The 25,328-nt window shown below is 47.5% G+C and carries 20 protein-coding genes; 9 read left to right on the top strand and 11 right to left on the bottom strand.

Annotation, left to right across the window (positions count from 1 at the left end; translation table 11 throughout):
• Window positions 1-148: 148 nt before the first annotated feature.
• The 4 genes from FKN08_RS15440 to FKN08_RS15455 form a co-directional block, all read right to left on the bottom strand.
• On the bottom strand, window positions 149-1,258 hold the full coding sequence (locus FKN08_RS15440; protein WP_170892462.1) for a lipocalin-like domain-containing protein: 1,110 nt from the start codon (window positions 1,256-1,258) through the stop codon (window positions 149-151).
• Complete coding sequence (locus FKN08_RS15445; RefSeq protein WP_170892463.1) at window positions 1,258-3,768, bottom strand: ABC transporter permease; 2,511 nt, start codon at window positions 3,766-3,768, stop codon at window positions 1,258-1,260. Before FKN08_RS15445 ends, FKN08_RS15440 begins: the two co-directional genes overlap by 1 nt.
• Entirely contained in the window at window positions 3,755-4,489 is a 735-nt protein-coding gene (locus FKN08_RS15450) for an ABC transporter ATP-binding protein (RefSeq protein ID WP_170892464.1), read from the bottom strand. The genes FKN08_RS15445 and FKN08_RS15450 overlap by 14 nt, the downstream gene beginning before the upstream one ends.
• A gap of 226 nt (window positions 4,490-4,715) precedes the next feature.
• The gene (locus tag FKN08_RS15455; RefSeq protein ID WP_005383498.1) at window positions 4,716-4,961 is read right to left on the bottom strand and encodes a DUF3297 family protein; all 246 of its coding nucleotides are present in this window, start codon (window positions 4,959-4,961) and stop codon (window positions 4,716-4,718) included.
• A gap of 266 nt (window positions 4,962-5,227) precedes the next feature.
• Here FKN08_RS15455 and FKN08_RS15460 point away from each other — a divergent pair, with 266 nt between their 5' ends.
• Genes FKN08_RS15460 through FKN08_RS15480 form a run of 5 tightly spaced genes read left to right on the top strand, consistent with a single transcriptional unit; the run spans window position 5,228 to window position 10,099 of the window.
• A complete protein-coding gene (locus FKN08_RS15460) occupies window positions 5,228-6,400 on the top strand; it encodes a glycosyltransferase (RefSeq protein WP_249373434.1) in 1,173 nt (390 codons plus the stop codon).
• 8 nt (window positions 6,401-6,408) lie between these two features.
• Window positions 6,409-7,359, top strand: a complete 951-nt coding sequence (locus tag FKN08_RS15465) for a glycosyltransferase family 2 protein (protein WP_005383496.1) — start codon at window positions 6,409-6,411, stop codon at window positions 7,357-7,359.
• Window positions 7,346-7,723, top strand: a complete 378-nt coding sequence (locus FKN08_RS15470) for a GtrA family protein (protein ID WP_025520528.1) — start codon at window positions 7,346-7,348, stop codon at window positions 7,721-7,723. Before FKN08_RS15465 ends, FKN08_RS15470 begins: the two co-directional genes overlap by 14 nt.
• A 13-nt stretch (window positions 7,724-7,736) precedes the next feature.
• Window positions 7,737-8,453 (top strand): class I SAM-dependent methyltransferase, encoded by a 717-nt coding sequence (locus FKN08_RS15475; protein WP_124008149.1) that lies wholly within the window; start codon window positions 7,737-7,739, stop codon window positions 8,451-8,453.
• A complete protein-coding gene (locus FKN08_RS15480; protein WP_170892465.1) occupies window positions 8,450-10,099 on the top strand; it encodes a glycosyltransferase family 39 protein in 1,650 nt (549 codons plus the stop codon). Before FKN08_RS15475 ends, FKN08_RS15480 begins: the two co-directional genes overlap by 4 nt.
• Before the next feature lie 29 nt (window positions 10,100-10,128).
• On the opposite strand, the gene FKN08_RS15485 is transcribed toward FKN08_RS15480, so the two are convergent.
• A complete protein-coding gene (locus FKN08_RS15485; RefSeq protein WP_170892466.1) occupies window positions 10,129-12,120 on the bottom strand; it encodes a U32 family peptidase in 1,992 nt (663 codons plus the stop codon).
• 231 nt (window positions 12,121-12,351) lie between these two features.
• On the opposite strand from FKN08_RS15485, the gene FKN08_RS15490 reads away from it, so the two are divergent.
• Window positions 12,352-12,798 (top strand): DUF302 domain-containing protein, encoded by a 447-nt coding sequence (locus FKN08_RS15490; protein ID WP_170892467.1) that lies wholly within the window; start codon window positions 12,352-12,354, stop codon window positions 12,796-12,798.
• A 95-nt stretch (window positions 12,799-12,893) separates the two neighbouring features.
• Here the strand turns inward: FKN08_RS15490 and ptsG are convergent, their stop codons facing one another.
• On the bottom strand, window positions 12,894-14,336 hold the full coding sequence (ptsG, locus tag FKN08_RS15495) for a glucose-specific PTS transporter subunit IIBC (RefSeq protein ID WP_170892468.1): 1,443 nt from the start codon (window positions 14,334-14,336) through the stop codon (window positions 12,894-12,896).
• 247 nt (window positions 14,337-14,583) lie between these two features.
• Between ptsG and FKN08_RS15500 the strand changes: the two genes are divergently transcribed.
• Genes FKN08_RS15500 through FKN08_RS15510 form a run of 3 tightly spaced genes read left to right on the top strand, consistent with a single transcriptional unit; the run spans window position 14,584 to window position 17,958 of the window.
• A complete protein-coding gene (locus FKN08_RS15500) occupies window positions 14,584-15,291 on the top strand; it encodes a response regulator transcription factor (protein WP_005383484.1) in 708 nt (235 codons plus the stop codon).
• The gene (locus FKN08_RS15505) at window positions 15,281-16,711 is read left to right on the top strand and encodes a HAMP domain-containing sensor histidine kinase (RefSeq protein ID WP_170892469.1); all 1,431 of its coding nucleotides are present in this window, start codon (window positions 15,281-15,283) and stop codon (window positions 16,709-16,711) included. Before FKN08_RS15500 ends, FKN08_RS15505 begins: the two co-directional genes overlap by 11 nt.
• A 2-nt stretch (window positions 16,712-16,713) precedes the next feature.
• Entirely contained in the window at window positions 16,714-17,958 is a 1,245-nt protein-coding gene (locus FKN08_RS15510) for an ABC transporter substrate-binding protein (RefSeq protein WP_170892470.1), read from the top strand.
• A 73-nt stretch (window positions 17,959-18,031) separates the two neighbouring features.
• Here FKN08_RS15510 and FKN08_RS15515 read toward each other — a convergent pair whose 3' ends face one another.
• Genes FKN08_RS15515 through FKN08_RS15535 form a run of 5 tightly spaced genes read right to left on the bottom strand, consistent with a single transcriptional unit; the run spans window position 18,032 to window position 25,280 of the window.
• Window positions 18,032-19,234: a type III PLP-dependent enzyme gene (locus FKN08_RS15515; RefSeq protein WP_170892471.1), complete on the bottom strand. Its 1,203-nt coding sequence runs from the start codon at window positions 19,232-19,234 to the stop codon at window positions 18,032-18,034.
• Complete coding sequence (locus FKN08_RS15520) at window positions 19,227-21,056, bottom strand: IucA/IucC family protein (protein WP_170892472.1); 1,830 nt, start codon at window positions 21,054-21,056, stop codon at window positions 19,227-19,229. The genes FKN08_RS15515 and FKN08_RS15520 overlap by 8 nt, the downstream gene beginning before the upstream one ends.
• Entirely contained in the window at window positions 21,028-22,233 is a 1,206-nt protein-coding gene (locus FKN08_RS15525) for an MFS transporter (protein ID WP_170892473.1), read from the bottom strand. Before FKN08_RS15525 ends, FKN08_RS15520 begins: the two co-directional genes overlap by 29 nt.
• A 6-nt stretch (window positions 22,234-22,239) precedes the next feature.
• Complete coding sequence (locus FKN08_RS15530) at window positions 22,240-24,072, bottom strand: IucA/IucC family protein (protein WP_170892474.1); 1,833 nt, start codon at window positions 24,070-24,072, stop codon at window positions 22,240-22,242.
• Window positions 24,069-25,280, bottom strand: a complete 1,212-nt coding sequence (locus FKN08_RS15535; RefSeq protein ID WP_170892475.1) for a hypothetical protein — start codon at window positions 25,278-25,280, stop codon at window positions 24,069-24,071. The genes FKN08_RS15530 and FKN08_RS15535 overlap by 4 nt, the downstream gene beginning before the upstream one ends.
• Between the last annotated feature and the right edge of the window lie 48 nt (window positions 25,281-25,328).

Genomic DNA, 25,328 nt, shown 5'->3' on the forward strand with positions numbered 1-25,328 from the left:
AAGCGTACCGCAACGAAGCAAGGATTCAAGGCTAGTATCGAATAAATGCGTCGTAGTCATTTATTTCTGATTATGATGCATTCTGTTGCGGGTAGGAGATGGTTCTTAAGATGGCTTCTCAACGGTAATTGAAATCCGTTCAGAGCGCTTAGTATCCCGTCAGCTCCATATAACCAGTCCCAGAATGAGAGCCCTCAATACGCACAGGGCCTTCCCAATAAGGCACAGAAAGGGGCATTTTCGCGTTCGGGTTGAGTGCAGAAATAGTAAGCTCGATTTGCTGATTAGGAATCGACACTTGCCACTCGGTTGGATACTTTCGCCCTTGGATTTCTGTTTGCTTGGTCGCCTCTAACTGAATGTCTTTTTGTGGGATAGCGATGCCAGAACCATCTTGCTGCATCAGCCTTGCGTTGGCGTAACTGGCTTGTCCTGTTTTGGCATCCCGCAATTGGAACACTACCAAGCTGGTTTCGTCACTCAACCTTAGAGCAAACCAGTCCCAGCCTTGTTGTGAGTCGAGTAAGAATTGCGAGCTCCACTCTCGGTCTATCCAACCTTTGCCCGACACTTGATGGATTTCACCGTCGATAGTGACTTCACCAGAGACATCAATAAACGGTTGGCTGTAGTAATACGAAGCCACCTGACCATCGGCGCTTTTGGTGCTGTAACCTTGCTCGCCTTGCTTTTGATAAGGCGCACTGCTGTTAAGCGTCAGCGAATAGCCAAACTGTTCGGAGTTCGCCTTCAATGTGGCAGGGAAGAGGTCGTTGGTTGAAGAAGTCCACTGCCAATCATCGAGATAAACCCGAAATGGTGAAGTATCAACACCTGCTAGAGAGGCTTGAGCGCGTGACCATTTCTCATCTGCATAGTGTTTGTCCTTCGTCGTGACCGCGCTGTGCGCCATGTAGATTTGTTGAGCTTGCCATTCGGTTTTCTTCACGTCATCTTCGTCCGTTGGTGGCGCAGCAGAAAAGCGAAATTGTGTCCATTGAACGCCAAGTGGGTTGCCGTCTTCATCGATTAAGTTAGCGGTTAAGTACCACCATTCATGACGAAAATTCGGGTGTGCTTGATGGTCTGCTGGGAAGGTCAGTTCGACACCTTTTTCCACGGGTGTGAATGGGTTGCTCTCGCTTTGTGTTTCTCCACTGCCCAGCAAAGTGCCCATATTTTTTTGTTGGGGATCTTCACATCCAAATAGGATCAAACTGCCTATGAACAGAGTAAGTTTGCTTGCCAATCGAACCATCACAACACCTCGCTTTGCAAACTGGACACGACAGGCTTACTGACCAATCGCCACAGCGGAATCAAGGTTGCAATCACTGCCACCAAGATGGTGATCGCCGCAATGCTGAGGGCATCACTCCAATTCCACAGATAATTTAGGCTCCAACCAAAAGCGCGCAAGGTGACGATGTCTGTCAGCACATAACCCACCATGGCTCCGAGGGGTAGGGCGATAACCAGAGTAAAACTGACCAAAGCGACGATCTGTCCGACCACCATGGTCATTAATTTGCGACGGCTGACGCCAAGTGCATATAGCCTTGCGATGGCGGCTTTGCGCGCGTCGAGCAACATGAAACAAGCACTGAACAAACCAATCACCGCGACCATCAACGTCACGCCGTTGAGTGCGCGTGTAATGGCGAAGGTCTGCGAGAAAATATCCAACGCGATGGATTTGATTTGCGCTTGATCGTAGAGCTGACTTGGATGCAGATTCAATTGCTCGCGCAGTTGCTCGTAGACGATTTGTGGGTCCCCCAATACTTTAATGCCAAGGCTTGTCGGCAGGTCGGTAAAGCCACTCTCTTGCCATAATTTGGGTGCCAATAACACTTCACCATTGGGTGAACCGTAATCGTGGAATATCGCACCCACAATCAGGTTCTTATTTGGAACGGCATCAAGCGTGAGCTCGCTACCCAGTGATAAACCCAGTTTGACCGCGGTTGGTTCACTGATGGCGACTGATTCACCTTGGTAAAAACGTGACCAGAAGTTCTCCAAATGCGATTTGAACACCATGGTTTGCTCTAAGGTGTCTTTGTCTTTGGTACCAAGCAAAATCGGTAAGCCTTGCAGGTTATCTTCGACGTAGTATTGCTTGTAGACGGTCTCAACTTTGTCGAACTGCCCTAACGCGCGCTCCACATCTGCGATTTCCCCTTGAGCAGGGCTAACGTAAATGTCGGCGTGTAGCCTTTGTTCTAACCACTGTTTTAGGGTGGATTCAAAGCTGCCCACTAAGGTATTCATGCCCATATTGGCTGTAACGGCGAGTAGCAGTGCCATCATGGCGAGAGAAAGCGGAGAAATCAGCTCGCGCAGCTCTGCAAACAGATACTGCATCAAACCGGAACTGGTGCGTTTTTCACACCAATTGGCTAATACGCTGAGTGTTTTGGGTAGATATAAAGGAATCGACACCACAAGCACGCCGAGCCACGCCATGGTAAATCGGTGGTGCTCACTCAGCCATAACCCTGCAAGTGCGAGAGCCGTCAACGCCGCACCTATCACAAACAATTGGTTTTCGTTAGAGGCTTCAGGTGCTTGATAAAATCCGCCATGAGAGGAAAGCGGCTGGCGCACTCGCTGTTTAAAGTGCTGCCAACACGCCAATAGGGTTGCGGCTAACGTGAGCAGCAGCGCTTGCGCCCACCATTGCCACTGCCAAGTGCCGGGCAGCAGTGTCGCACCATAAAGTTGTTCTAAAGTCAGTGCTACGGTCGGATGCAACCAATGGCTAAGCTGCATGCCCAATACAAAACCGAATGAAGCGCCGATGGTAACGAGAATAGTGAGTTCAACTAGCAGCGCAGAGAACACAATGCTCGGCGCAACACCCGCCTGTTGAATCTGCACTAACAGCCGATTGCGTTTCAGCAAGCTGTACTTTACGCCGTTGTAAGCGATGAACAGCCCGACTAAAAAGGCAAGTAAGCTCATTGCTGTGAGATTGAGATGAAAGCTGTCGGTCAGTGAGCCAAGGTCTGTACTTTGATTATTGGAAATCCATTGTCCTTGCTCGCCAATCAGCTTCTGCCATTTTGTTTGCTTGTCTTTATTCCCTTTATCACCCGAATGGAAAACTGCAATGTAACTGAGTTGTCCTTGTTTATTGAGCAGTTGCTGGGCAAAGCCAATGTCCAGCAACATTCGGCTACCTAACTGCCATTCGTCAGGTAGCACCACCACTTGGGTTGGGATGTCGTCCAGAGTTAGGGTGTCCACCTCTCCTAGGTTTTGATGTTGAGATTGGCTCATCATCACGATGGGCTTGCCAGCTAAAAGCTCTGGCAAAGGTAAAGCACTGTCGAACAAAGATACGTTCTGCTGGTTTTCTGATGAATAGCGAGAACGTGAAGAGATGGCGGCAATTAACTCGCTACCTTGTACTGACCAGCGACGCCCTTGTTTGTCTCTCACTCTCCCTTCGATTATAGGTAGCGCTGCACTGAGTCCGTTTTGTCTAAGGGTGAAGTAGAGCGATTCGGGCAGATAGTTTTGCCCTGCTGGTGGAATAATTAAGTTCTGAGCTTGTGCGCTAAGCTGCTCGGTAGACTCTGCATAACTGCGCTTGGCATTGAGGTTGATGGCTTGCACCGCAACAAACAAGGTCACTGCCAGCACGATACCGATCAGAATTGCGGCGGCTTGCAGTGGCGCCTGCCGATAGTGCGCTGCAAACAGATTCAGTGCGAGTCGAGTATGTGTGAATCTGGTGTTTGAGAGCCTAGCTTGCTTCATGATGTTGCTCATTTACATCGCGCTGATTTTGCGTCAGTCCGCTTTGCAAACGACCATCCTTTAAACGCCCATCCTTTAAACGTAATTGGGTTTGCATAAACTCGGCACACTCAGAGCTATGCGTCACCAAGAGCACGGCGGTATTGCCTTGGGTGGTGATTTCATTCAACAGTTTCATCACTTCCAAGCCAGCTTTTTGGTCTAGGTTTCCTGTGGGTTCATCAGCAAGCAGTAATTTAGGCTTGTGAGCCAATGCGCGTGCAATAGCGACTCGTTGTTGTTGACCGCCGGAAAGGGCAGAAACATGTCTGTCGAGAAGTTGGCTGATGCCTAGAGTCTCGACCAAATAATCGCACCAGTCGTTCCATTTCTGTTGATTCAAATTGAGAGGAAAGGCGATGTTTTTCTTTACGTTAAGAGGTGTTAAGAGGTTGAATTGCTGAAAAATAACCCCGAGTTTTTGATGGCGAAATCGGCTCCATTGTGGGTCTTTCCAAGCCGCTGTGTTATCGCCATCTAACCACAACTCACCTTCGGAAAGTGGCTCAAAGCCAGCGATGATATTGAGTAAGGTACTTTTACCGCTACCACTTGCGCCCGTCAGCGCAACATTCGCTCCTGTGCTCAACGTGAAGTCGACCCCTTCCAACACGCGATGTGTCTCTTTGCCATCAACAAAGCTTTTGCTGGCGTGTTTGAGTGTGACAAGTGGGCTTTCCATTTCCTCTCCCTACAATCAAAAGGTGTCGTTTCTTTTGGCAATGGTTATTACAGTAAGTTCTATAGAAACTTTAGCCAACAATCAGATAAAAACAGCGATTTACATCGATTTCTTAATAACTTGTACTGAATAGAGGAGGGAATAGATTAATCGAGAAAGGGATATGACAGGCATTAAAAAAGCCCGAGTCAAACTCGAGCTTTCAAAGATATTCAGCGTGGTCAGCTTACACGTAGTACGCTTCAACTTCGCCTTTAAGTTTGATTAGCATTGGGTTACCGAAACGGTCTTTTGCTTTAGGAGAAGCAATTTTCACCCAACCTTCGCTCACGCAGTATTCTTCTACGTCTGTGCGCTCTTTGCCGTTAAAACGGATACCGATTTGGTGATCGAAGCATTCTTTGATGAAGAATGGGCTACGTGGGTTACCCGCTAGGCGATCTGGTAGAGCTGGTTTAGCTGTATCTGTCATTTTGTGTGACCTTGAAGTCATTAAAAAAAGTGCGTCATTGTAGTCAGTGCAAGGCGAGTGTTCAAGGATTGTGACTGGTTTTAATGGACCGAACTGCAATAAAGCCCTGATTTTTATCTATCTCCTTTTGCTCTTTCGGTGAGCCCTTTTAAAACTAATTCAATCATTATCTTTTTATCATTTTGATTCTCTTACTAGTAAACAGTTTCTCAGGTTCTCGTTGTTTATACTATGGTTATTAGGTGCGATAAGTATTAGGAAAACAAATGGAACTTGTGATCTTAGCTATCGCTAGATTTCGAAGTGATCAAAAAGAAGCAATGAGTAAAAACTTCGTCAATTTAGCGCAGTGCTTAACTGAGAATGGACATCATGTTGTCACTGTTTCTCCAACTGAGTTTCGTTCTCATATTAAGGTTGAACAACATACCTTTCGTAATGAGAGTCGATATGAATCTCTGTTTGAGGGGCTGATGAATCTAATTTACTTATGTAGAGAGCTCAACAGGCTGCTCGAGAAAACCAACAGTGCGAAGGTTAACCTACACATTGCTACGCCTGTAGAACTATTGGTGGTTTTTTTCTTTTTAAAATCTCGATATCAAAAGCAGACGACTTTATCCATTTGGCAGTCATATTTGACCTTAGACGAGGTCCGTAATAACAAGCATTATTTTTTTCGGAATTGGTTTAAGTATTTACATTTACTTCTATTTAATTCGTTTATCAGTGCGCCTTTATACAAGAGTTTGTTAGACAATTTTTGTCAAGCGATTGTGCACAGTAACTACCAGAAATTTCAGTTATCTTCTCTGTCTCATTTGCCAGTCTATTTCATTCAAAATGGGGTTTTTTCTGAGCACTTTTCGCGACCTAACCCTGCAAAGAAGACACAAAGAATGTCTTTACTTTATATCGGGCATTCTAAGCCATCAAAAGGCGTTGACGCTTTAATTGAATTGGCTGCAATACTAAAGAAGCGAGAATGTATCGATTTTGATCTAACGCTCTGTCTCAGTGGCTTCGGCGACCAAGCAAATATAGAGAAACTTGTTTCTAAACATGAGCTACATCACCAAATAGAATTTAAAGAGAGCATTGATATTTCAGTTGAGATGGCGAGTGCAGATTTGTTGGTTTTACCACTAAGGACATGTGTCGGAACGAGCCTAACACCTAACCTAATCGTGGAGGCGGTATCTTGCGGATTACCGATTGCGATTCCTGATTTCGAGCAATTATCGGATGTTATTCAATTTGGTTCTAATGCCATTGAAATTGATCTGGATGATTTAGAAGCGAGTGCAAGTGCGATAGAGAACGGTTTTAAGTTAGGTCAACTTGACCAGATGTCTAGAAATCAAATAGAGCAGTTTAAAGTTCGTTATACGTTAGAAAGTTTTGTGTCTGGCTATACGCGAACACTCGGCCTTGGGTAGGAGGGAGTATGGATAAAATTAGCTTTATCGCTCCGTGTTTTAATGAAGAGTCTGTCATCGAGGAGTATTACTCGCGTTTGTGCGAAATTGCTAAGCAATACGATCAGTATTTGTTTGAGTTTGTTGTAGTTAATGATGCTAGTGTTGATAAAAGTGCAGTAATTTTAGACAAGCTGGCTATGGCGGATGAACGATTAGTGATCGTGCATCTTGCTGCGAATGTAGGGCAGCAAACCGCTTTGTTTGCTGGAATCGAAGCTGCAACTGGAGATATTAATATTACCATTGATATTGATCTTCAAGATCCCCCAGAAGTTATTACACAGTTCTTAAAAGAGATCGATAAAGGCTTTGATATCGTCCATGCCCAACGCTTGTCGAGAAGAAATGAAACCGCTTTTAAGCTAATTAGTGCAAAATTGTTTTACCGCTTTTTATCCCTAACTTCTCCCGCTAATTTAATTGAAGATTGCGGTGATTTTCGGGCATTTACTAAGCCAGTTAGAGAGGCCATTTCATGTTACCGAGAGAAGCACAAATACTTGAGGGGTATTTTTGCCATTATCGGATTTAATCAAACCATTATTCAATATGAACGTGATGGTAGACATGCAGGAGAAACGAAGTATTCACTTACTAAGATGTTTGCTTTAGCGTCAGACGCGGTACTTAATTTTTCCCGCTTTCCTATTCAACTGATGTTTGTTATCTCAACATTGATGTGGTCACTTGGCTTGTTATATCTCACCAAAGCACTAGTAAGTAAGTTCGTTTTTGGCACAACTGTCGATGGTTGGACATCAATCATCTTTTTCCAAGTCTTTTTCTCAGGGATTTTATTGTTCTTTATTGCCTTAATCGGCTCTTACGTCGGGCGAATTTTCGAGCAAGGTCAAGACCGACCCGATTACATTATTCGTTACACAAGGAATATAAAGAGTAGCGATGAAGATAGTTAAGTTTGGTTCAGTGGGTATCATGAATACTCTGGTCAGTTACCTCGTTTTTTGTGTGCTTATTTATTTTGATGTCTATTATTTGACATCTTCTGTTTTGTCTTTTTTAGTGGGTTCTGCCTTTAGTTACATCATGAACTCAAGATATACGTTTTCTGTTTGTGCAAATGTAAGAAGCTTTTTTAAATTCATCACAATAACGGCAGGATCATTGTTCTTGAGTGTTTTACTGCTTTATATCTTTAAAAGTATTGTAGGCATTCATGTTCTCATTTCGCAGATTTTGGTCGTGTTGATTCGTTTCCCAATTGTATATCTATTAATGAAACGCATTGTCTTTAATCAAGCTCATTTGTTTCAGCGCTGAAAAGAGGTGACTTATGAAAACGAATCGGCAAGAAAAACAAGATTTCTACAGTGATTCTGAAACGGTGAAAAAGTATGAAGATCTACGTTTTTCAAATGTTGGTGGACAATTTGTACATCAGTCTGAAGTGTCTTTGTTTTCACAGTTTCTTAATATCTGCTCCTTGCAAGAGTCAATTCTAGATATACCCTGTGGCACGGGAAGAATGCTTCCAACTATTACGGCGTCTGGCTTTCAACAGGTTTATGCGGCAGATTACTCTGATGAGATGCTCGCAGTTTGTTACGAGAACCCTTTGCTCCAAAAAACACATTTTTCTAAACAAGACATCTATTCAACGACATATCCAGAGCAGCAGTTTTCAGTAGTATTATCTAGTCGTTTTCTGTTTCATTGCGATGATCAAGATCGGTTGTTTGCAGAGTTTGAACGGTTAATTGCACCAGAAGGATATCTTATTTTTGATAGCCTAAGGTGGTCTCCGCGAACTTGGACCCGACTTTTTTCGGAACAGCTAGGAGGAGATGTTTACACCAATAGCACATCTAGTATTTACAAGCTGGCAGATGCACACGGTTTCGAAGTTATAGACTCTCAAGTGATCCTGCTCTTTCCTAGCTTTGTCTATAACTTTATTCCAGGCATTTTAATGCGCCCGTTGATATGGCTTGAGTCAATTTGGCCGAGTTTACTCAAAACGAAACAAGTTTGGATACTTAAGAAGCGATGAGTGAAGAAAGAGTTAGATGGCTACTTGGGATTAACTTAAGTCTGTTATTCGGTTTTTATGTTTACATCATATTCAATCTCGCGCTCGTTAATGATGATTACATGGCGCTTTATACCACATGGTTAATGAGCGTTGGGAAACGGCCGAATCTTGACTTCAATGTTGATAGCTATACTTTGCTTTTTGATTGGATGACGCCAGTTTACTTTTTCTTTGGTGATCGATTCGAGCTTATTTACGTTTTTCGTTCGTTTTTTGTTTTGTTTTTGTTGGCGATAGGTTGGCAAGTCTATGTGCTTCTTCGCCAAATATTTACAGTCAATATTGCACTCACTACATTGTTATTGCTCTTTGCCTCTTCTGCGATGGTGATGCGTGGCATTGACCTTCGTCCTGACCTCGTTATTCTTTTTCTTTGGTTACAAATAATCATTGTGTTGTATGTGTGCCCAGGAAGTGATGCTCATAAATTGTTTTGGGTGGGGTTATTATTCGGGCTTGCGATACTCTTCAAATTTAAGGCGATTTTGATTGGCGTAGTGATTGGTCTCTTCGGGCTTATTCGGCTAATTCAAAAGCGCTCCGTACGTGACTTTGTCTTGGATGTCAGTGCGCTGTTGTTAGGCATTATCTCTTGCACGGCTTTGTTTGTTGCGACCGTTGGAATTTCTTCACTTGAACTGTTTTTGTACACGACGTTTGATTTATTTCTGTATTCGACATCGCATGTTAGTGACGCAAACTCTCTGAAGGTTGATGTACTGATACAGTACTTTTTACATGATATTGTTTATTGGCTGTTTGCTCTCATAGGCGTAGGAATATGTGTCGGTAAGTGGAAAGTACTGTCGTTTAAGCAAGCTCAGTTTTTGATAGCTCTGGTTATATTATCTGTGTTGTCGGTTTTGGCTAACCCCCACTATCATGCATATAACTTGGTCACACTTTACCCTTTGCTTGCGGTATTTGTTGCGTTCTCAATCCAGTACGTTGTTTCATCTACTCGGGAGTGGTCGAAAGGAACGGTTACCACTTGTATCGTACTATTCTTGATTGTGATTGCTCGTATCATCCACTATCCGGTACAACATAATAATCAGCACCAAATCGCCCTACACACATTCATAGAAAGGCACACGCAAGTTGACGATGCGGTCTTTGCCTATGAAGGAATAGGTCTTTTTCGTCCATCGACTTATCATTGGCGAACATCTGCCATCATGATAGACAACTACTATCGGGGTCAGTATGACGTTTGGCAGGAAATTCGTGCAGTAAAGCCGATACTCATCATCGAAAGTTATCGAATTCCTGATTGGTTATTAGAGGAGGACCGTGATGCTCTTCGGCAACACTATGTATCTATTGCTCCGTTTATTCTGACTCTTGGGTTAAAAACACAATCTAGTGTTCGAGGCGATTTACTGCGCTCGGGTTGGTACGTGCTTGAGAGTGATCGCTTGAACCGTTGCTTTATTGATGGTGTTGGTGTGTCTGTCGGAGAGAAGATATGGCTCAACTCCGGAGCGTATACACTGATGTCCCAAGATGGTACTTGTACTCTTCATTGGTATTTTTCTCATCTTGGCATTGAGGCGCTCAGGCAAAGCAATCCTGAGAGTTCCCCCTATTTGTTTGGCCCTTAGCAAAAGTTGTAGAACCTAGATATATCCCTCTACAACCCCTTTAAATACTGCGCGTTGGCTGTTGGTTGAATCATGGCATTCAGCGTTTGGACGGTTTGTTCGCTGTGTTCTTCAAGTAGAGCTAAGAACGCGTCAATCAACTCAGGTTTGCTTGCTGAGACTTTCGTTTCGGTCTGGATATCACGCAGATCGATCAACACATCGGTAAACAATTGCGGCAGATCGTGCAGCACTCGCAGGTTTAAGACGTTGTGTTCGCTGTAGATCGAATTGTGGCTGCCTTTCTGTTTTTGCACCACGTAAGGATTGTCTTTTAAGTTGATGATAGACGTGCGTTTATCACAGCGTTTCAAACAACCTTTGTTGACCTTCACCTTACGGCACCCTTCGGTTTGTTGGAACAAACATTGGCGGCTCGTAAGTAGGGTATTTGGATGATAAATGCTGTAGAAGCTGCGCATGTTTTTCGGACGCTTGATGTGGCGCATCTGCTTCATATTCAGCTCGTTAGAAACAAACGCGCCACTTGCCGCGAACTCGTCTTGAAGGCATTTAAACGCGTATGAGTTCACCGTGTTCATTTGTGGGCCTGCCACCCAGCCTAAGCCGAGCTCTTTTGCGATCATGCCGACGCCTGAGTTGTTGGTGATCGACAATTTAGGTTGGATGGTTTCCAAAAATACGCGTGCGGCTTGGTAGTCTTCGCCAATCAAAATGGCAGGAAACCAAGGTTTGAGCATTGGGTTGGCTTGGAACAACTCAATCATCGCGCTCAGTTCACCAGACAATCCCATTGGCAATTGATAGTAAACATCTATGTTGTGGTATTCGCACAGCATGGCTTCTTGTGCTGACGAGATCAGAACCGATAATTTTGGCGCACCTTGGCGAGGTTCTGGTTGAGGTAACGCTGGCAGAGTTGGCACATCAATCGACCCTTTCAAGCTGCTGCCGGATACTTGTGTCGAAGTGAGATCGAACGACTTAGTTTGCTCTGCCACTTTCTCAATGATCGCGGTTTTGTCGTCGTAGAGTTTCTTTTTCACCGCTTGCACATCATCAGCAGACTGGCATTGATAAACCTTCGAAAAATGCTTTACAGCGTGGTCGCGCGGGTTGTCGATGTACATCGCCTTGCCGAAATCACCTTGCAAAAATGCGTTGGAGAAATCGCGGTTGAACACCGTGTATAACTCGGTGGTGTCTTCAGAGAGTTCCAAACCCTCGCACAAGCGATCGATTTGCTGACGCCAATTATCGACCACGGTATAGACGTAGTGCGATTTCTTGATTCGCCCTTCTACTTTTAAAGAATACACGCCAGCATCGGCAAGCGCTTCCAAGTCCCCAAAGGCGGAGTTGTCTTTCATATTGAGTGGGTAGTTGTTGCCCGTTTTGGTCGTTTCGTACTGTTCGCGACAAGGTTGGCTGCAGCGTCCACGGTTACCTGATGCGCCATTGCGAGCGGAACTGATATAGCAAATTCCGGAGAATCCGATGCAGTATGAGCCGTGGACAAACACTTCCATCATTACGTTGTGCTCGCGACCAAATTGCGCCAGATGTTTTATTTCATCGATGTTAAGTTCGCGAGATAAGTTTACTCGGCTTGCGGTGAGCTGGTTGAGAAAGAGGATCTGGCCTTCGTTATGCGTGTTCAGTTGCGTTGAAGCGTGCACATCCAAATCGGGAAAGTGATGTTTGAGAGTGTAGGCCAGACCGAGATCTTGCACGATCACGCCATCGATTTTGGTGGTGTTCAGTTGGCTGAGTAAGCGAACAATTGCTGGAATTTCACTTTCTAAAATCAGCACATTCAACGTTAGGAAAATCTTACAGCTGTGCTGATGGGCCAACGTTAACACGCCATTTAAGTTATCTAAGGTGAGGTTGGTCGCTCGGTTACGAGCATTGAAGCGGTCGAGCCCACAGTAAATTGCATCGGCGCCAGCGGCAATCGCGGCTTTGATGGAATCTAAATCACCACCGGGTGCTAATAACTCAAATTGATCACGTGTCACTACTTTTCTCTTTCTTACTAAAATAGGCTGCAAATGTTACGTATTTCACGCTTTTGATGCTCAGCTAGTTAATGCTTTATTAATCTGAATCAATTAATCCGTGTTACACGGTCGACTCTTGAGTAGGTAGAGTGCAATTCGCGATAGCGGAATCTGACTTCTATAGTTTTCCTACACTTGGTTTTTATATAGTTACAGTTTTCGACTCAGATAGAGAGGAAGGGACGACAAATGAAAAAAGTAATCATCGGGTTGGTCGTGGCGTTGACGTCATTGAGTACGTTAGCTGGTGAGGGTGTGGTAACCGTTGCGAGCACGCATTCAGCAAAAGATACGGCGGATAAATTTGTCGCTATCGCGCAAGAAAAAGGGTTGAACGTCTTTGCGCGCATTAACCATCAAGAGAATGCCACGAAAGTCGATATGACGTTGCGACCAACTGAAGTTATCGTGTTTGGAAACCCTAAAGTGGGCACGCCACTGATGATCTGTGCGCAGGAAGTGGCGCTCGATTTACCCCAAAAAGTGTTGGTGTATGAAGATGCTGAAGGCAAAACGTGGTTAGCTTACAACGATCCTATGTATTTAAAGCAGCGCCATCATATTGAAGGCTGTGACGAGGTATTGAACAAAATCAGCGGCGTGCTGGGCAATTTAACCAACGCGGCGGCGAAATAGGCCTGGTTATTGGCTTCGCTTTTTTTACTCCGAAAACGAAAAAGCCAACCTCACAAGGAGGTTGGCAAATCTTACCTAGATTGGGGGAGGTAAGATCAGGAGGTGGCGAGTACGCTGTGCACCTCTGACTTAATTGAGTCAGACTGCGTACCGAAAATCGCTTGTAAACTGTCGCCAATCATTAACACATCTCGCGCGCCAAGTGCTTTTAGCTTAGCAACATCAACGTTGGCAATGTCTTTCACCGAGACACGCAGACGGGTGATACACGCATCGACTGACTTGATATTTGCTTTACCGCCCAATGCAGCCACTACATCCACCGCGATTTCATCAGGTTGTCCGGCAATCTTCACTTCTGCAATGTCAGTTTCGCGACCCGGCGTTTTCAGATCCAACTTTACAATTAGGAAACGGAACAAGCCGTAGTACAGCGTCGCCCAGATTGGACCAATAATGATGAACATCCACGCGTTGCTCGACATTGGGTAGTAAAGGAAGAACTGGATCGCGCCGTGCGCAAAGTCAGTACTGTGTTTGATTTCCAAAAATGCGGTGATCGCAAACGCAATACCGGTAAGGAAAATATGGATCACGTACAGCACTGGCGCGACGAATAGGAAGGTAAATTCGATTGGCTCTGTGATACCAGTTAACCAAGAGGTCAACGCCGCAGACATCATCAAACCGCCGACGATTTTCTTACGCTCTGGAGACGCGCAGTGGTAAATCGCCAGTGCCGCTGCTGGTAGCGCCCACATGGAGTACATAAAGCCACCAGACAGATAACCTGCGGTTTTATCGCCTGCGAAGAAGCGAGTGAGCTCACCAGTAAACTCTTTGCCGGTTTCTGGGTCTACATAGCTGCCAACTTCAAAGAAGAACGGCGCATTCCAGATGTGGTGCAAACCAACAGGGAGTAATGAACGTTCGCCCGCGCCGTAAACCGCCCACGCGAGAACAGGGTTTTGGTACGCTGCCCAGTGAGAGAATGCATCAAGAAGTTGTCCGACAGGTGGCCATGCAAACGCGAGAATCGCACCAACGACGATCGCCGATAGACCGGTGACAATGGGTACAAATCGCTTACCCGCGAAAAAGCCCAAGTACTCCGGCAGTTTGATATTGTAGAAGCGGTTATACATGATTGCCGCGACCGCACCGATAAAGATGCCGCCAAACACCCCGGTTTGCAGCGTCTCAACGCCCATGATGGTGGCGTCAGTTTCTAGGCCGCGCAGGCCAGTCACGATACCGAGCGATGCGTTCATAATAATTAGGCCAACTAAGCCTGCGAGCGCAGCGGCACCGTCATTGCCTTTTGATAACCCGAGCGCCACACCGACCGCAAACATCAACTGCATGTTGCCGAACACGCCTTCACCGGCGGCGAGCATCACTTTGTTGACCGCGTCTGGAATAAACGCAAAACCCGCGTTACCAATACCCAGCATCAAGCCAGCCACTGGTAACACCGCCACAGGCAGCATCAACGACCGCCCTATTTTTTGTAGTTGTCCAAATATACTTGCAAACATGGTTTCCTCCTGACGAATGCCAGTGTTGTAGGACCTGATTCCTTCAGGTCATGTTGTTTCACGTAAGGTCAGGATGATCATAGCGAGCAAGGCGGCGCCTAAGGTTACAAAAGGCAATCAGTTTGTAAGTGGCCGCTTACAAATCTCTTACACTGAGAAGTGAAAATTGTAATCGGCTCGATTGTGCATGGGCGTTTAAGAATGCATCATATTGGCCAGCGCTAAGCACAGGCACAGGGAAAGTAGGATGGAAAACAAGCAGATACTGGTCGTCGATGACAACCTCGACCTTCGCGAAGCGTTGTCAGATTACCTTGGCCGCGCAGGGTTTGAAGTGCTTTGCGCGGAAAACGGCGGCGTGATGTGGCAACTGCTCAACGATCACCATCCTGATTTAATCATCCTCGATATTATGATGCCCGGTGAAGACGGCTTTACCCTGTGCCAGAAACTGCGCAAAAACTCCGATATCCCGATCATCATGCTGACCGCCGTCACTGAAGAAGCCGACCGAGTCGCAGGGCTAGAAATGGGCGCTGACGACTACATCACCAAATCATTCAGCCCGCGAGAACTGCTCGCGCGCATCAAAACGATTTTGAGACGCAGCCAATCGACCGCCAATAGCAAACTGACGCGTAAAGTGCGTTTTGACGATTGGTTATTAGATACCGTAACCCGGCAACTGACCCACGTTGCTAGCCGCGAGGTTAAGCAACTGAGTGGCGCGGATTTGTCGCTGCTCGGTTTGTTCGTCAACCACGCGCAATCGATATTGTCTCGCGATGACATTGCGCGCGAGATCTGGGGACGCGATGCCGACCCGTTTGAACGCGGCATCGACGTGCAGATCAGCCGCTTGCGTCATCACCTTGAAGATAAAGACCGCTCGCTGATCCTAACGGTGCGCAACAAAGGCTACATGCTGACCACGGACGTGCATTATGAGAATTAAACGCTGGACGGGGTCACTGGTCGTTCGTACCAGTGTGTTCCTGTTGCTGGTGATCATTCTGGCGCAGGTATTATCCGGGATTATCTGGTATCAACACGCCAGCGAACGCGATAAAGAAGGCTTGACCACCACAGTCAAAAGCTTAGCACTGAGCGCTTCTTCCACCATCGCTTTCTTTCAAACCCTCCCTTCGGAATATCGCCACTTGGTGCTCAATCAACTACGCAACATGGGTGGTACGCGCTTTTTCGTCTCACTCAACAATCACCAAATTGACGTCGACCCGCTGCCAGAAAGCGAACGCAAAACGTTGGTCATCAACCAAGTTCGCGAGGTATTAGAAAGCGAGCTGAGCGGCATTCCTAATATCGAGGTGGAGTTCACCCAGCGCGACAAACTCAAAGTGTTCAACAACGAGCTACCTATCGATGAACTACCACTATTGTGGGCGCATTATTCGCTTTCGTTTGGTGACCTCAATCCACCCATTCTGGTGATGCAGGTCGAAGTCGCGCAGAACGAATGGTTTTATCTCGCGGCGGTGCTACCCGCGCCTTACATCAACCTAGAGACTAACTATTTTGAGCTGCGCCAATGGCTGACGCTATTGGTGTCCGCACTAATGCTGTTGCTGTGCACCTGGTTTATCGTTCGCAAAGAAATTCAACCAATTCGAGAGCTGGCAAAAGCCGCAACCCTGATGTCGAGCCGATTAGACGTGCCCGAAGTCTCTGAGCGCGGCAGTAACGAACTGAAAGCGGCGGTACGTGCGTTTAACAAGATGAATCGACGCATCGACAGCCACATTAAAGACCGCGAGATGCTGTTCAGCGCCATCTCCCACGATCTGAAAACGCCGATAGCCTGCCTAAAACTGCGGGCGGAAATGCTGGATGACGACGCCGACCGAGAACGTTTTGTCCGCCTGAGTAACGACCTAGATTTGATGGTCAAAGGCGCATTGCAATGCATTAAAGAGACCGATATCCACGAGGAAATCGAGCCGATCAATTTCACCCAACTGATTCAGCACATTTCCGCCAATATCGCCGATGCGCCGGACACAATTCGCATCCACGGTGAAATCCGCACCCACTTTGCTGGTAAACCGTTAGCGATTAAGCGCTGCATTCAGAATCTGGTCGATAACGCGCTCAAATACGGCCATCAAGCAGATATTACGCTGAGTGAAAGCCCAGAGTCGATCCAGATTGAAATTGAAGATCACGGTGACGGTGTTGACGATTTATTACTTGAAAAGCTCTGCCAGCCATACTTCCGCGCTAGCAACGATAAAGAAGGCAGTGGGCTGGGGTTAACCATTTCACAGAGTATTGCAAAGGCTCATGGCGGCAACTTGCTGCTGAGCCATTCTCAGTTTGGCGGCCTCTGCGCCACGCTGACTTTCCCGAGAGACTGACTATGAACAAACTGGCATTCTTGTTCCCACTGTTGCTCGCCCCTTGCGTCGCTCACGCTGAGTCGCCACAAGGGGTAGAGTTTTTACATTGGTGGACTTCTGACGGCGAACAGCAAGCGCTGCAAACACTTAAAGCTCAGCTAAAACGGCACGATATTGAGCTGCTGCAAAGCCCGGTGCTAGGCGGTGGTGGCGACAGCGCAATGACGGTACTGCAAGCTCGCGCGCTGGCGGGCAATCCACCGAGCTTCGCGCAAATCGAAGGGCCAAGTATTAAGGCGTGGGATGCCATCGGTATTTTGCACAACGTCAACGCGGTAGCGGATGAGCAGCGCTGGGACGAGGTGCTCTATCCGCTGTCTATCGAAATCAACAAAACACACAACGGCTACATCGCCCTACCACTCACGCTGCACCGCTTGAATTGGCTGTGGGTCAACCACAAGCTGCTTAAACAACTGAATCTTTCCGCGCCGAAAAATTGGCAAGAAATGTTCGCCGCCATGGAGCTTGCGAAGCAAAATGGCATCGTGCCAATCGCGGTCGGTGAGCAGCCGTGGCAAGTCGCCCAACTTTTCGAGAACTTAGTGATCTCCACTGGCGGCGTTGAGTTCTACACCAATGCAATGGTTAAACTTGAGCGAGACAGCATCGACAGCGATACACTGCGCCAAGCGCTGACGCAATTTCGCCGCCTGAGCTTGTTGATAGACAACCAATTACCTGACAGTAAGTGGGATACCGCTACCCAAGCGCTAGCCGACGGTCAAGCGCTGTTTCAAATCGGCGGAGATTGGATTTTGGGTGAGCTGCTCGCCAATCAAGTCTCAGTTCCGCAAGAGATCGGCTGTTACCCAACGCCGGACAGCGATGGCGTATTTCTCTACAACATGGACAGCTTGGTGTTTATGTCGAGCAAGTCGTTTTCTGCCCAGGCAGCTCAGCAAACCGCAAGCGCGCTGGCAGACGTCGAGTTTCAAGCTAAGTTCAATAAGGTAAAAGGCTCGATTCCGGTACGTACCGATATCGACATCAGCGATTTTAATCCGTGTCAGATCCAGTCATATCAAGACTTTCACTACGGCGTTAAACACAACCTCGCTGTGCCGAGTATGATTGATTCGATGGCGGTCAATCCGGTTGCTCAGCAAGCGATAAACTCGGAAATCTTCCGTTTTTACCGCAATCCCAAGATGGAACCCGACGAGCTGATAAAACGCATTATTGCGATTTCGAAAAGCGGTTAATGGCAATGAATCTGTGCCGAGTGGAATAAAAAAGCCCCAATGATTGGGGCTTGAGTGAAGCGAAGTATGCCGTTTAGAAATAATGGAAGATCGGCGGTTCATGCATCAAGAAGTTTTGATGGGAGATGTTCCACGCATAGGCGCCCGCTAAGGTAAACACAACGTAATCACCAATATCGACGTGGGCGACGTGTTGATCGCGTGCCAGCACATCTTTGGGCGTACAAAGCTGGCCGACAAAGGTCGCTTGTGCATGCTGAATTGGGTGAGAAATCTCATGGTGTTGCTCGCTTTTCAGGATGACGAATGGATGATTATGGCTCTGCGCTGCTGGCGTGCGGAAATGGTGGGTTCCTCCGCGCGCGATGACAAAGTTTTCGCCAAGATTTTGCTTAATATCCAGCACTTCCATTACGTAATAACCGCATGCCGCCGTGATGAAACGTCCGCATTCAAAACGCAGTGTCCAGTCTTGCACTTGCTCTTTAGCGATCAGGAATTCCAACTTGTCGCAAAACTCCATCCACGGAAAGTGTTGCTCAGGGTTTTGGTAGTTGATGCCCATGCCGCCGCCCAAGTTGATCATCAACTCACCGAGTTCAAACTCTTGTTGCCACGTTTTCACGACTTGGAAATAGCGCTGCATTAACGCTAAGTGACGCTCAACATCGAGCTGATGCGACATCAAGTGAAAATGGAAACCTTTCAGTGACACTTGCGGGAAATCGCGCAGCAACATCAAAGCATTGCTCAGTTCGGACTCGTCCAAGCCAAACGGAGTCGGCTTGCCGCCCATTGCCAACTTGCTGAGCGTGATGTCGCCAATATCGATGTTCATACGCAAAAAGATCGAGGCAGGGCGGTTGAGGCGCTCGGTTAGTGTTCCAATGCGTTGCAGCTCGGTGAGGCTTTCGACATGAATTGCATCAACATCCAGCTCAATCGCTTGTTGCAATTCACTTGGCATTTTTCCTGGGCCACCGAAGATCAATGGCTTATCGAGTTGTTGCTGGTGGAGGTGTGTCAACTCCCCGCCAGATGCCGCTTCAAAACCATCGACATACGGCGCGAGCGTGTTGAGAATCGGGCCCGACGGATTGGCTTTGGCTGCGTAAAATAGCTCGACATTTTTCGGCAAAACGTGACGCAGTTGTTTGATGTGTTCTTCTAAGGCTTTTAGGTCATACAAGTACGCGCACAAGGGTTGATTTTGCTGCTGTGCGAGCGTGTGAACTTGCTGGCTAACGCGTGTCGGTAGGGAGAGTGAATTAGACATGTTGCGCTCCTTTTTCGTGTTGCTGCCAAGGCGCGGCGACTTGGGTATAGCCCGACTCCTTATCGGCTTTTTGCATCAAACGCGTGGTGAAATTATTTTTGCTTGGGAAGTGACCGCCATTCAGCAACGCTTCTAGTTCCGGCTGTTTTCCATTCACTGACTGCCAACGCACAATGGCACTTTGCACCGCATTCCATAGCGTTTGCTCTAGTGGCTCATCACCTTCTGCGATGAAGAAAATCGCTTCGCTGATGTTGTTGATAAAGGTGCAGTATCCGATGCGATTCCAGCCTTGTTCGCGACTGTAGTAAACCGATTGTCGCGCGCGTTCAGACAAATCAGTTAATGTTTCTGCTGGCCAGAACTCCGGCAGTAACTTGGTGCCTTCCAAATCACGAATCCAAACACAACACGGCATCTCTTGCTCAAAGCCAATCAAGGTGTTTTGCAAATGCGGCTCAAACGCCACCCCGTGTTTGAAGTAGTAGTTAAACACACCCGGAATTAGGCAATGCAAATAGCGTTCAAACCACAGTGTCGCGATGTCGGAATAGCGATTTTGCGTAGTATGCGCTTTGTTTTTAAGGCGTTGAGCAATGCAACTGTGGCCGTTTTTGTCGTAAGCAAACAGAGCGCCAGCGAGGGTTGGTTTTAAGATGTCGACTTCGCTCAGCGAGAAATTTTCGCGGTATAAAATCCCAAACGATTCGCGCGCTTTGGTGTTGTCGTCCCAATTACGCTCAGCGACGCTTTCTAGATTCAACGTGGTGGCGTAAGGCTCTGTCATCACTTTAAATACGGGGTTGTGCAGCTGTTCGTTTTCTCGAATCGGTTTGAGAATCGACGTGAGCTGCACGGCGCTGTCGAGTTCGTACCACGCGTTTTTTCGCACGCAATTGGTTAATCGTACGTTGATGGAGAATTTCGCAAACCAATCCATATCTGGGTGGTAGAGGGTACGAACTGAAGAGGTCGGCTGCATCTTTTCACCACCTAAACCCAGTGGCGTGATCTTGCCTTGTTCAATGGCACGCTTCACGCTTGGGTTGCTCAAAATGGTGTAGCTTTCCCAAGGATGGCAAGGGTAGAGTGTCTTCCCATTGCTGGTGGCGTGTTGTGACGCGAGCTGTTGTAGCATGCGTTGCGCAGGGTTAGCTTCTCCGTCGGAACTCAGCACATCAAGTAAGGACGTATCCACTTCAAACCAGTACAGCGGGACTTGCGCGCCGACTTCTGGAGAAAACGCCAAGAGATCATCCATGGTGACGCCCGAACGACTTTTTGGGGTCGGATGGAAAGTGTGCCCCCAAATCAGAGACTGTTCCGAAGCGATAAATTCGTTGTGATGCGATTTGGGCGCGACGTTGAGAAACTGCTCGGTAACCAGCACGCTATTTTCCAGTTGTTCGATCAACTCATGGTTAAACGGGATCGCCAACACCTGCTTGAGATAGTTAAGCAAAAGCGTAAGAGTTTGCGTGGCATCCAATTTCGCCCAGCCAGATCCCGGCATTTTCGCCCACGGCAGTTCTGCCAATTTGATTTTGCCCAGTTTGCTCGCGTAGTGAATCGGCAAAACCAGCACGCCATTTTGTTGAGACAGATGAACGGCTACCCGTTGCTTGGCGGAATAGTTGCGTTTTAACGTTTGGGGTAGCGATGTCGATTGGTAGCGCCATTCCACTTGTTGATTCGGTAGCGCAAATTCACGTAAGTAACAATTAAGAACACCCATTATCGTGTTGAGTTGGGCCTTCTCCCGATTGAGCTGCACATCATGCGCGCGCAACTCGCTAGTCTGAGAGGATTGAGTTTGTAACATGTTGATTTCCAAATTTTGAATGGAGAACCAGCGCGATCAAGGTGATTACGCTGACTATCGCAGAAAGTAGGAAAGGAACCTCAAGTAGCCCCAAGCTAGAAATGAAAGAAGCGCAAAATCCCGCCGCCACGCCACCCCATTTGGACATGGCATCAAAGCGAGAAAATACTTTGCCACTGAGTTTGCGATCCAGATTGCTCGCAAGATGCTGATGCAATCCGTGATAACAACACACCATCGCGATGCCGAAGACAATTCTCGCAGCAATGAGTGCGGTTTCGGACGCAATCAAATGCAAGGCAGAGCTCACGGCAAGCAATGCAAACCCGAGCCACAACGTGCGCAGCGGTTGATGGCGATTCAGCCCATCTGACAACACGTGGATTTTGCCTGCCAGCAACAGATAGACGCCATGCGGCAGTGCGTACAAAAAACCGATCCATGCGTGGTGAGTGATGCCATATTGCTGCACAAACGGCGAGAAATAAGGAAAGGTCACCACCATGGAAAACGCAAACCCGAACTGAGCAAAGAAGATCCAGCGAATGGCATGCATTGCGTTTTTATGTGCAACCGGTTTTTCTTGCTGAGATTCTGAGTTTGGCTTTTCGAGGTTTCGTTCGGCGGGTTTATCCGCAGGCAGTGTTAGCGTGATGCCCATAGCAATTAAAGGCAAAACGCATAACCACAGGTACGCGTTGAGTGGGTTGGTTTCGGACAAGCTCCAGCCGAGCCCAATGGGCGCAACGATCAGCGCCAAGCGAGCAGATAGTTGGGTTTTATTGAGTGACTTGCCGAGTGTTTTGGCTTCTTTAATTTGACTAGATAAGTAGCTGTTCGAGGCGGCCATGGTGCCGCCAAAGGTTCCTTGAACAATAAGACCAAACACAAACATGGCGAGGTTGTCTGCCAAGCCGCACAGCGCAAACCCTGCTGCAAGGCCAAGTTGCGCACGCAAGAGTGAGCGGCGGCGACCGTAGCGATCGGCAAAGTTGCCCCAAAATCGCGCCGCCAACGCAGTACAAAACGTAGGTAGGATAAACAATACCCCTGCCCAGTCCGCATCAATGCTTGCGCCTAATGTTGGCAACACGACGGGTAGAAATAGCGGCATACCTAACGCGGCAAACGCAGCGATAAAGTGGCACAACAACACACTGTAGATGAGTTTGGTCATAATCGTTTAACGTACGCTTTTTTTGATGGCTTCTAAGTAGGCGCGCTGCGCTTCTTCGCTAGAAAGCAGTAAGAAGTTCGGGGCCGACAAACCATAGAACTTATTGATGTCACTCGCGCCGGAGGCTTCTTTCGAGAGCAAACTGCCAGAGCTCAACAAGTACTTGGCGTACAAATCAGGCGCCTCTTGCAGTAACTCGCGTGCCAGTTTTGTTTCTAACCCTTCGCCTTCCAATCGGTTGAGTTGCTCTGCAATGCTTTTGGCCACGATGGCGTAAAGCGATGCTGAAGAGGCAATGCCCTTCGCTGCCATGGCTTCTACAATCGCTGCAATATCCAGTTGTAATGTGATGGTGGTAAACATCTGACCGAGCGCCAATTCATTGTCGACTTTGATGCGTTGGTCGAGCAGTTCATCGCAATCCACTGGAATTGTTCCTGCGCCGTGTTTTTGGGCTGCATGCTCTGTTGCAAAGTGGAAGCGCTCAGGCCAAATTCGCGCCGCGTCGTTGTCTTTCATCGCGAGCGTCATTTTGCCCTGTTGATCAAATGCAATGATGGCGTTTTGCTGGTTGGACTCCAATGCGATGCCATAACGAAGCCACAGTGTGAGGTGCACTTGGCATAATAGGTCGACGTAATCTTGGAACCACGCCAGCGTATCTTGTTGATAGTAATGCTCTGCCAAGTGTTCTAAGAACAAGCGGTCGTCAGGCATTGGGCTTGCCAGTGCGGCAACCGGAACTAACGCTTTGTCTTCGCAATGAGTAAGTGGGTACTCACGTACGATGTACGCGAAGGTTTTATCATCGCCGACGTGTCCACCGTGTTTTTCGTTGCAATGGAACAAGCGACTGTTTAAATCGGCGTCCGTTTGTTCAAGGTGGCTGAGTAGGCGTTCAAACCAGTGGCCGTCATACAGTGTTGAAGGCTTGATTAAGCGAATGTTTTTCGTGCCTAGCGATCGCATGATCAGCGGAACTTTGATGTGAATGTGCGGCGCGTCGTTGGCTACCACAGTACGAACGGAAAGCGTTGGCGTCACGTCTAGGTACGTAAACGGCGCTTCTATCATGCCTTCGGGTAAGGCTTCTAAAGAGCGAAGGGTGAGCGGATGCGCAGGGAACAGTACGTGGCTCAGTGCAAAATCAGCAGGAAGCCCAACTTGTTCCATCGTCGGCCAGCAATCAGGTTGTTCGCTGGTTAATGTCACCAGTGATTTTTCAATCGCAATCCAATGCAGAGCAAAGCTTTGTGCGAACTCGGGCGCGTACTTAGCAAGGTCTTCATCGCTCAGACCAAACTTCGCACGCGCAGTTGGATAGTACGGGTGGTCAAGGTAAGAAGCGATCTGGTCGGCAAGCAGCAGTTTTTGATGCCAAGAGCCAAGCTTGGATATTGGTTGAGAAATGTGGTCTGCGTGATGATGAAACGCTTGGTCACACAGTGCTTTGTGTTTCTCTGCGCATTCCAGTTCTTGAAGATACCCCGCCAACAATTCGTGAGAGCTCTCATGCGCCAGTGTCGTTAGTAGCGCAATCCACTCTTGATAATGCTGCTGATGCTCGACTTGGCCATTTTTCTCCACCCACCAACCTAGCGGCGCTTCGCCATTGGTTTGGCCGTAACACCAATGCTGCATGTAATACGTTGGCACAACAGGTAAATAGAGCGTGAAATCCGGATTATCAAAGGTTAGCCAGACTTGCTCGCCTTGAGGAACAATTACCCCTTTTGGTGCGGCGCTACTGAACTTGGCATTCGATAAGATGCCAAACATGTCTTCGCGTAAGCAAGTGTCGATCAATCGTTGCGTTAGATACAAAGCGTTGTCATTCATGCTGCCACCTCACGAGTCGGAGCTAGATTGAAATTGCTAAGCGCGTTCTGCAGCGCTTGGTCGAGGTTTCGCCCTGATGGTGAGACAATCGAAATTCGGGCGAGATAATCCTTATTGGAATAACTCTGTTGGAAGTGTTCTCCAGCGGTTTTTAGTACCTGTTGCTGGGTGATGATATCGTCATCGTGTTGGATGAACGACGTCGAACCTCCGTCGATCACACCACTGTGTTCCGCAACTACGTAGTGCACGTGCGCTGACCCATGAATTTGGTAATCGCCGTCCAATCTTCGACCCAGATGCAGACCCAAAATCGTGCTAAACCAGCCGAAGTGAGCGAGATTGTTGAGCAAGAATTCGCGGCCATCCCCAATGCTGCGATAGTTGATTTCCACCAGAACTGGGCCGTTTTCAGTGATAATAAATTCGCTGTGGCAAACACCAAAACCAACGCCAAACGCTTTCAGGTGAGCCAAGCAAGCTTCTCGGTGAGCAATGCCGTTTGGTCCGTTCCAGTCTGCGGCCGTTTCGATAAAGTAAGGCGGCTCAGAGAGCGACACATCAAAACCGCCCACGGCGATAAGGCGCTCACCATCTCCTAAAGTTTCTAGCGTAACCAACGGCCCTTGAAGGAATTGCTCCACCAGAATGGCGGCGTTTGGGTGTTTTTGCCAAAACGCATCGCAGTATGCGTCGAGCTCGCTTTGGGAGTCACAGCGCTGCACATCTAAACTTGCCACGCCTTCTTTGGGTTTTGCCACGACAGGAAAGGCCATGCCTAATGCCACATTCGAATGGCGGTGCAGCAAACAGCTTTGTGTGTTGGGTAGGGCTTTTTCATTTAACACTTGTCGAGTTAAGTGTTTGTTTTTGGCTTTTAACGTGACAGACCAATCTTTGGATGGGAGGCCAAAAAATTGCGCGCAGATGGCGGTGGAAGTTTGTAAGTGATCACTATTGCTGAAAATAGCGTCTGGCTTTAATTCATGCTCCGTGATGGTTTCGATGAGTTCTAATGGGTTGAAGACATCACATTCTAGAATGGTATCCGGATTAAAGTGACTATCACGACTTGCCTGCTCTAAATGGCTGAGCTTGTGGTCGGTGATAAGAACGACGTGAAGGTCCATCGCTTTAGCTGCAGGCACGAAGCCGTGAGTGACTGCATCGTTAACGACATGACTTACGATAATCATCGTAGATTTCATGAGCTTTCCTAATTTTCTAACATTTTCTTCTAACGTTGATAAAGTCGC

Source organism: Vibrio sp. 1-2 (7-a), assembly GCF_013048515.1.
GTDB lineage: Bacteria > Pseudomonadota > Gammaproteobacteria > Enterobacterales > Vibrionaceae > Vibrio > Vibrio diabolicus.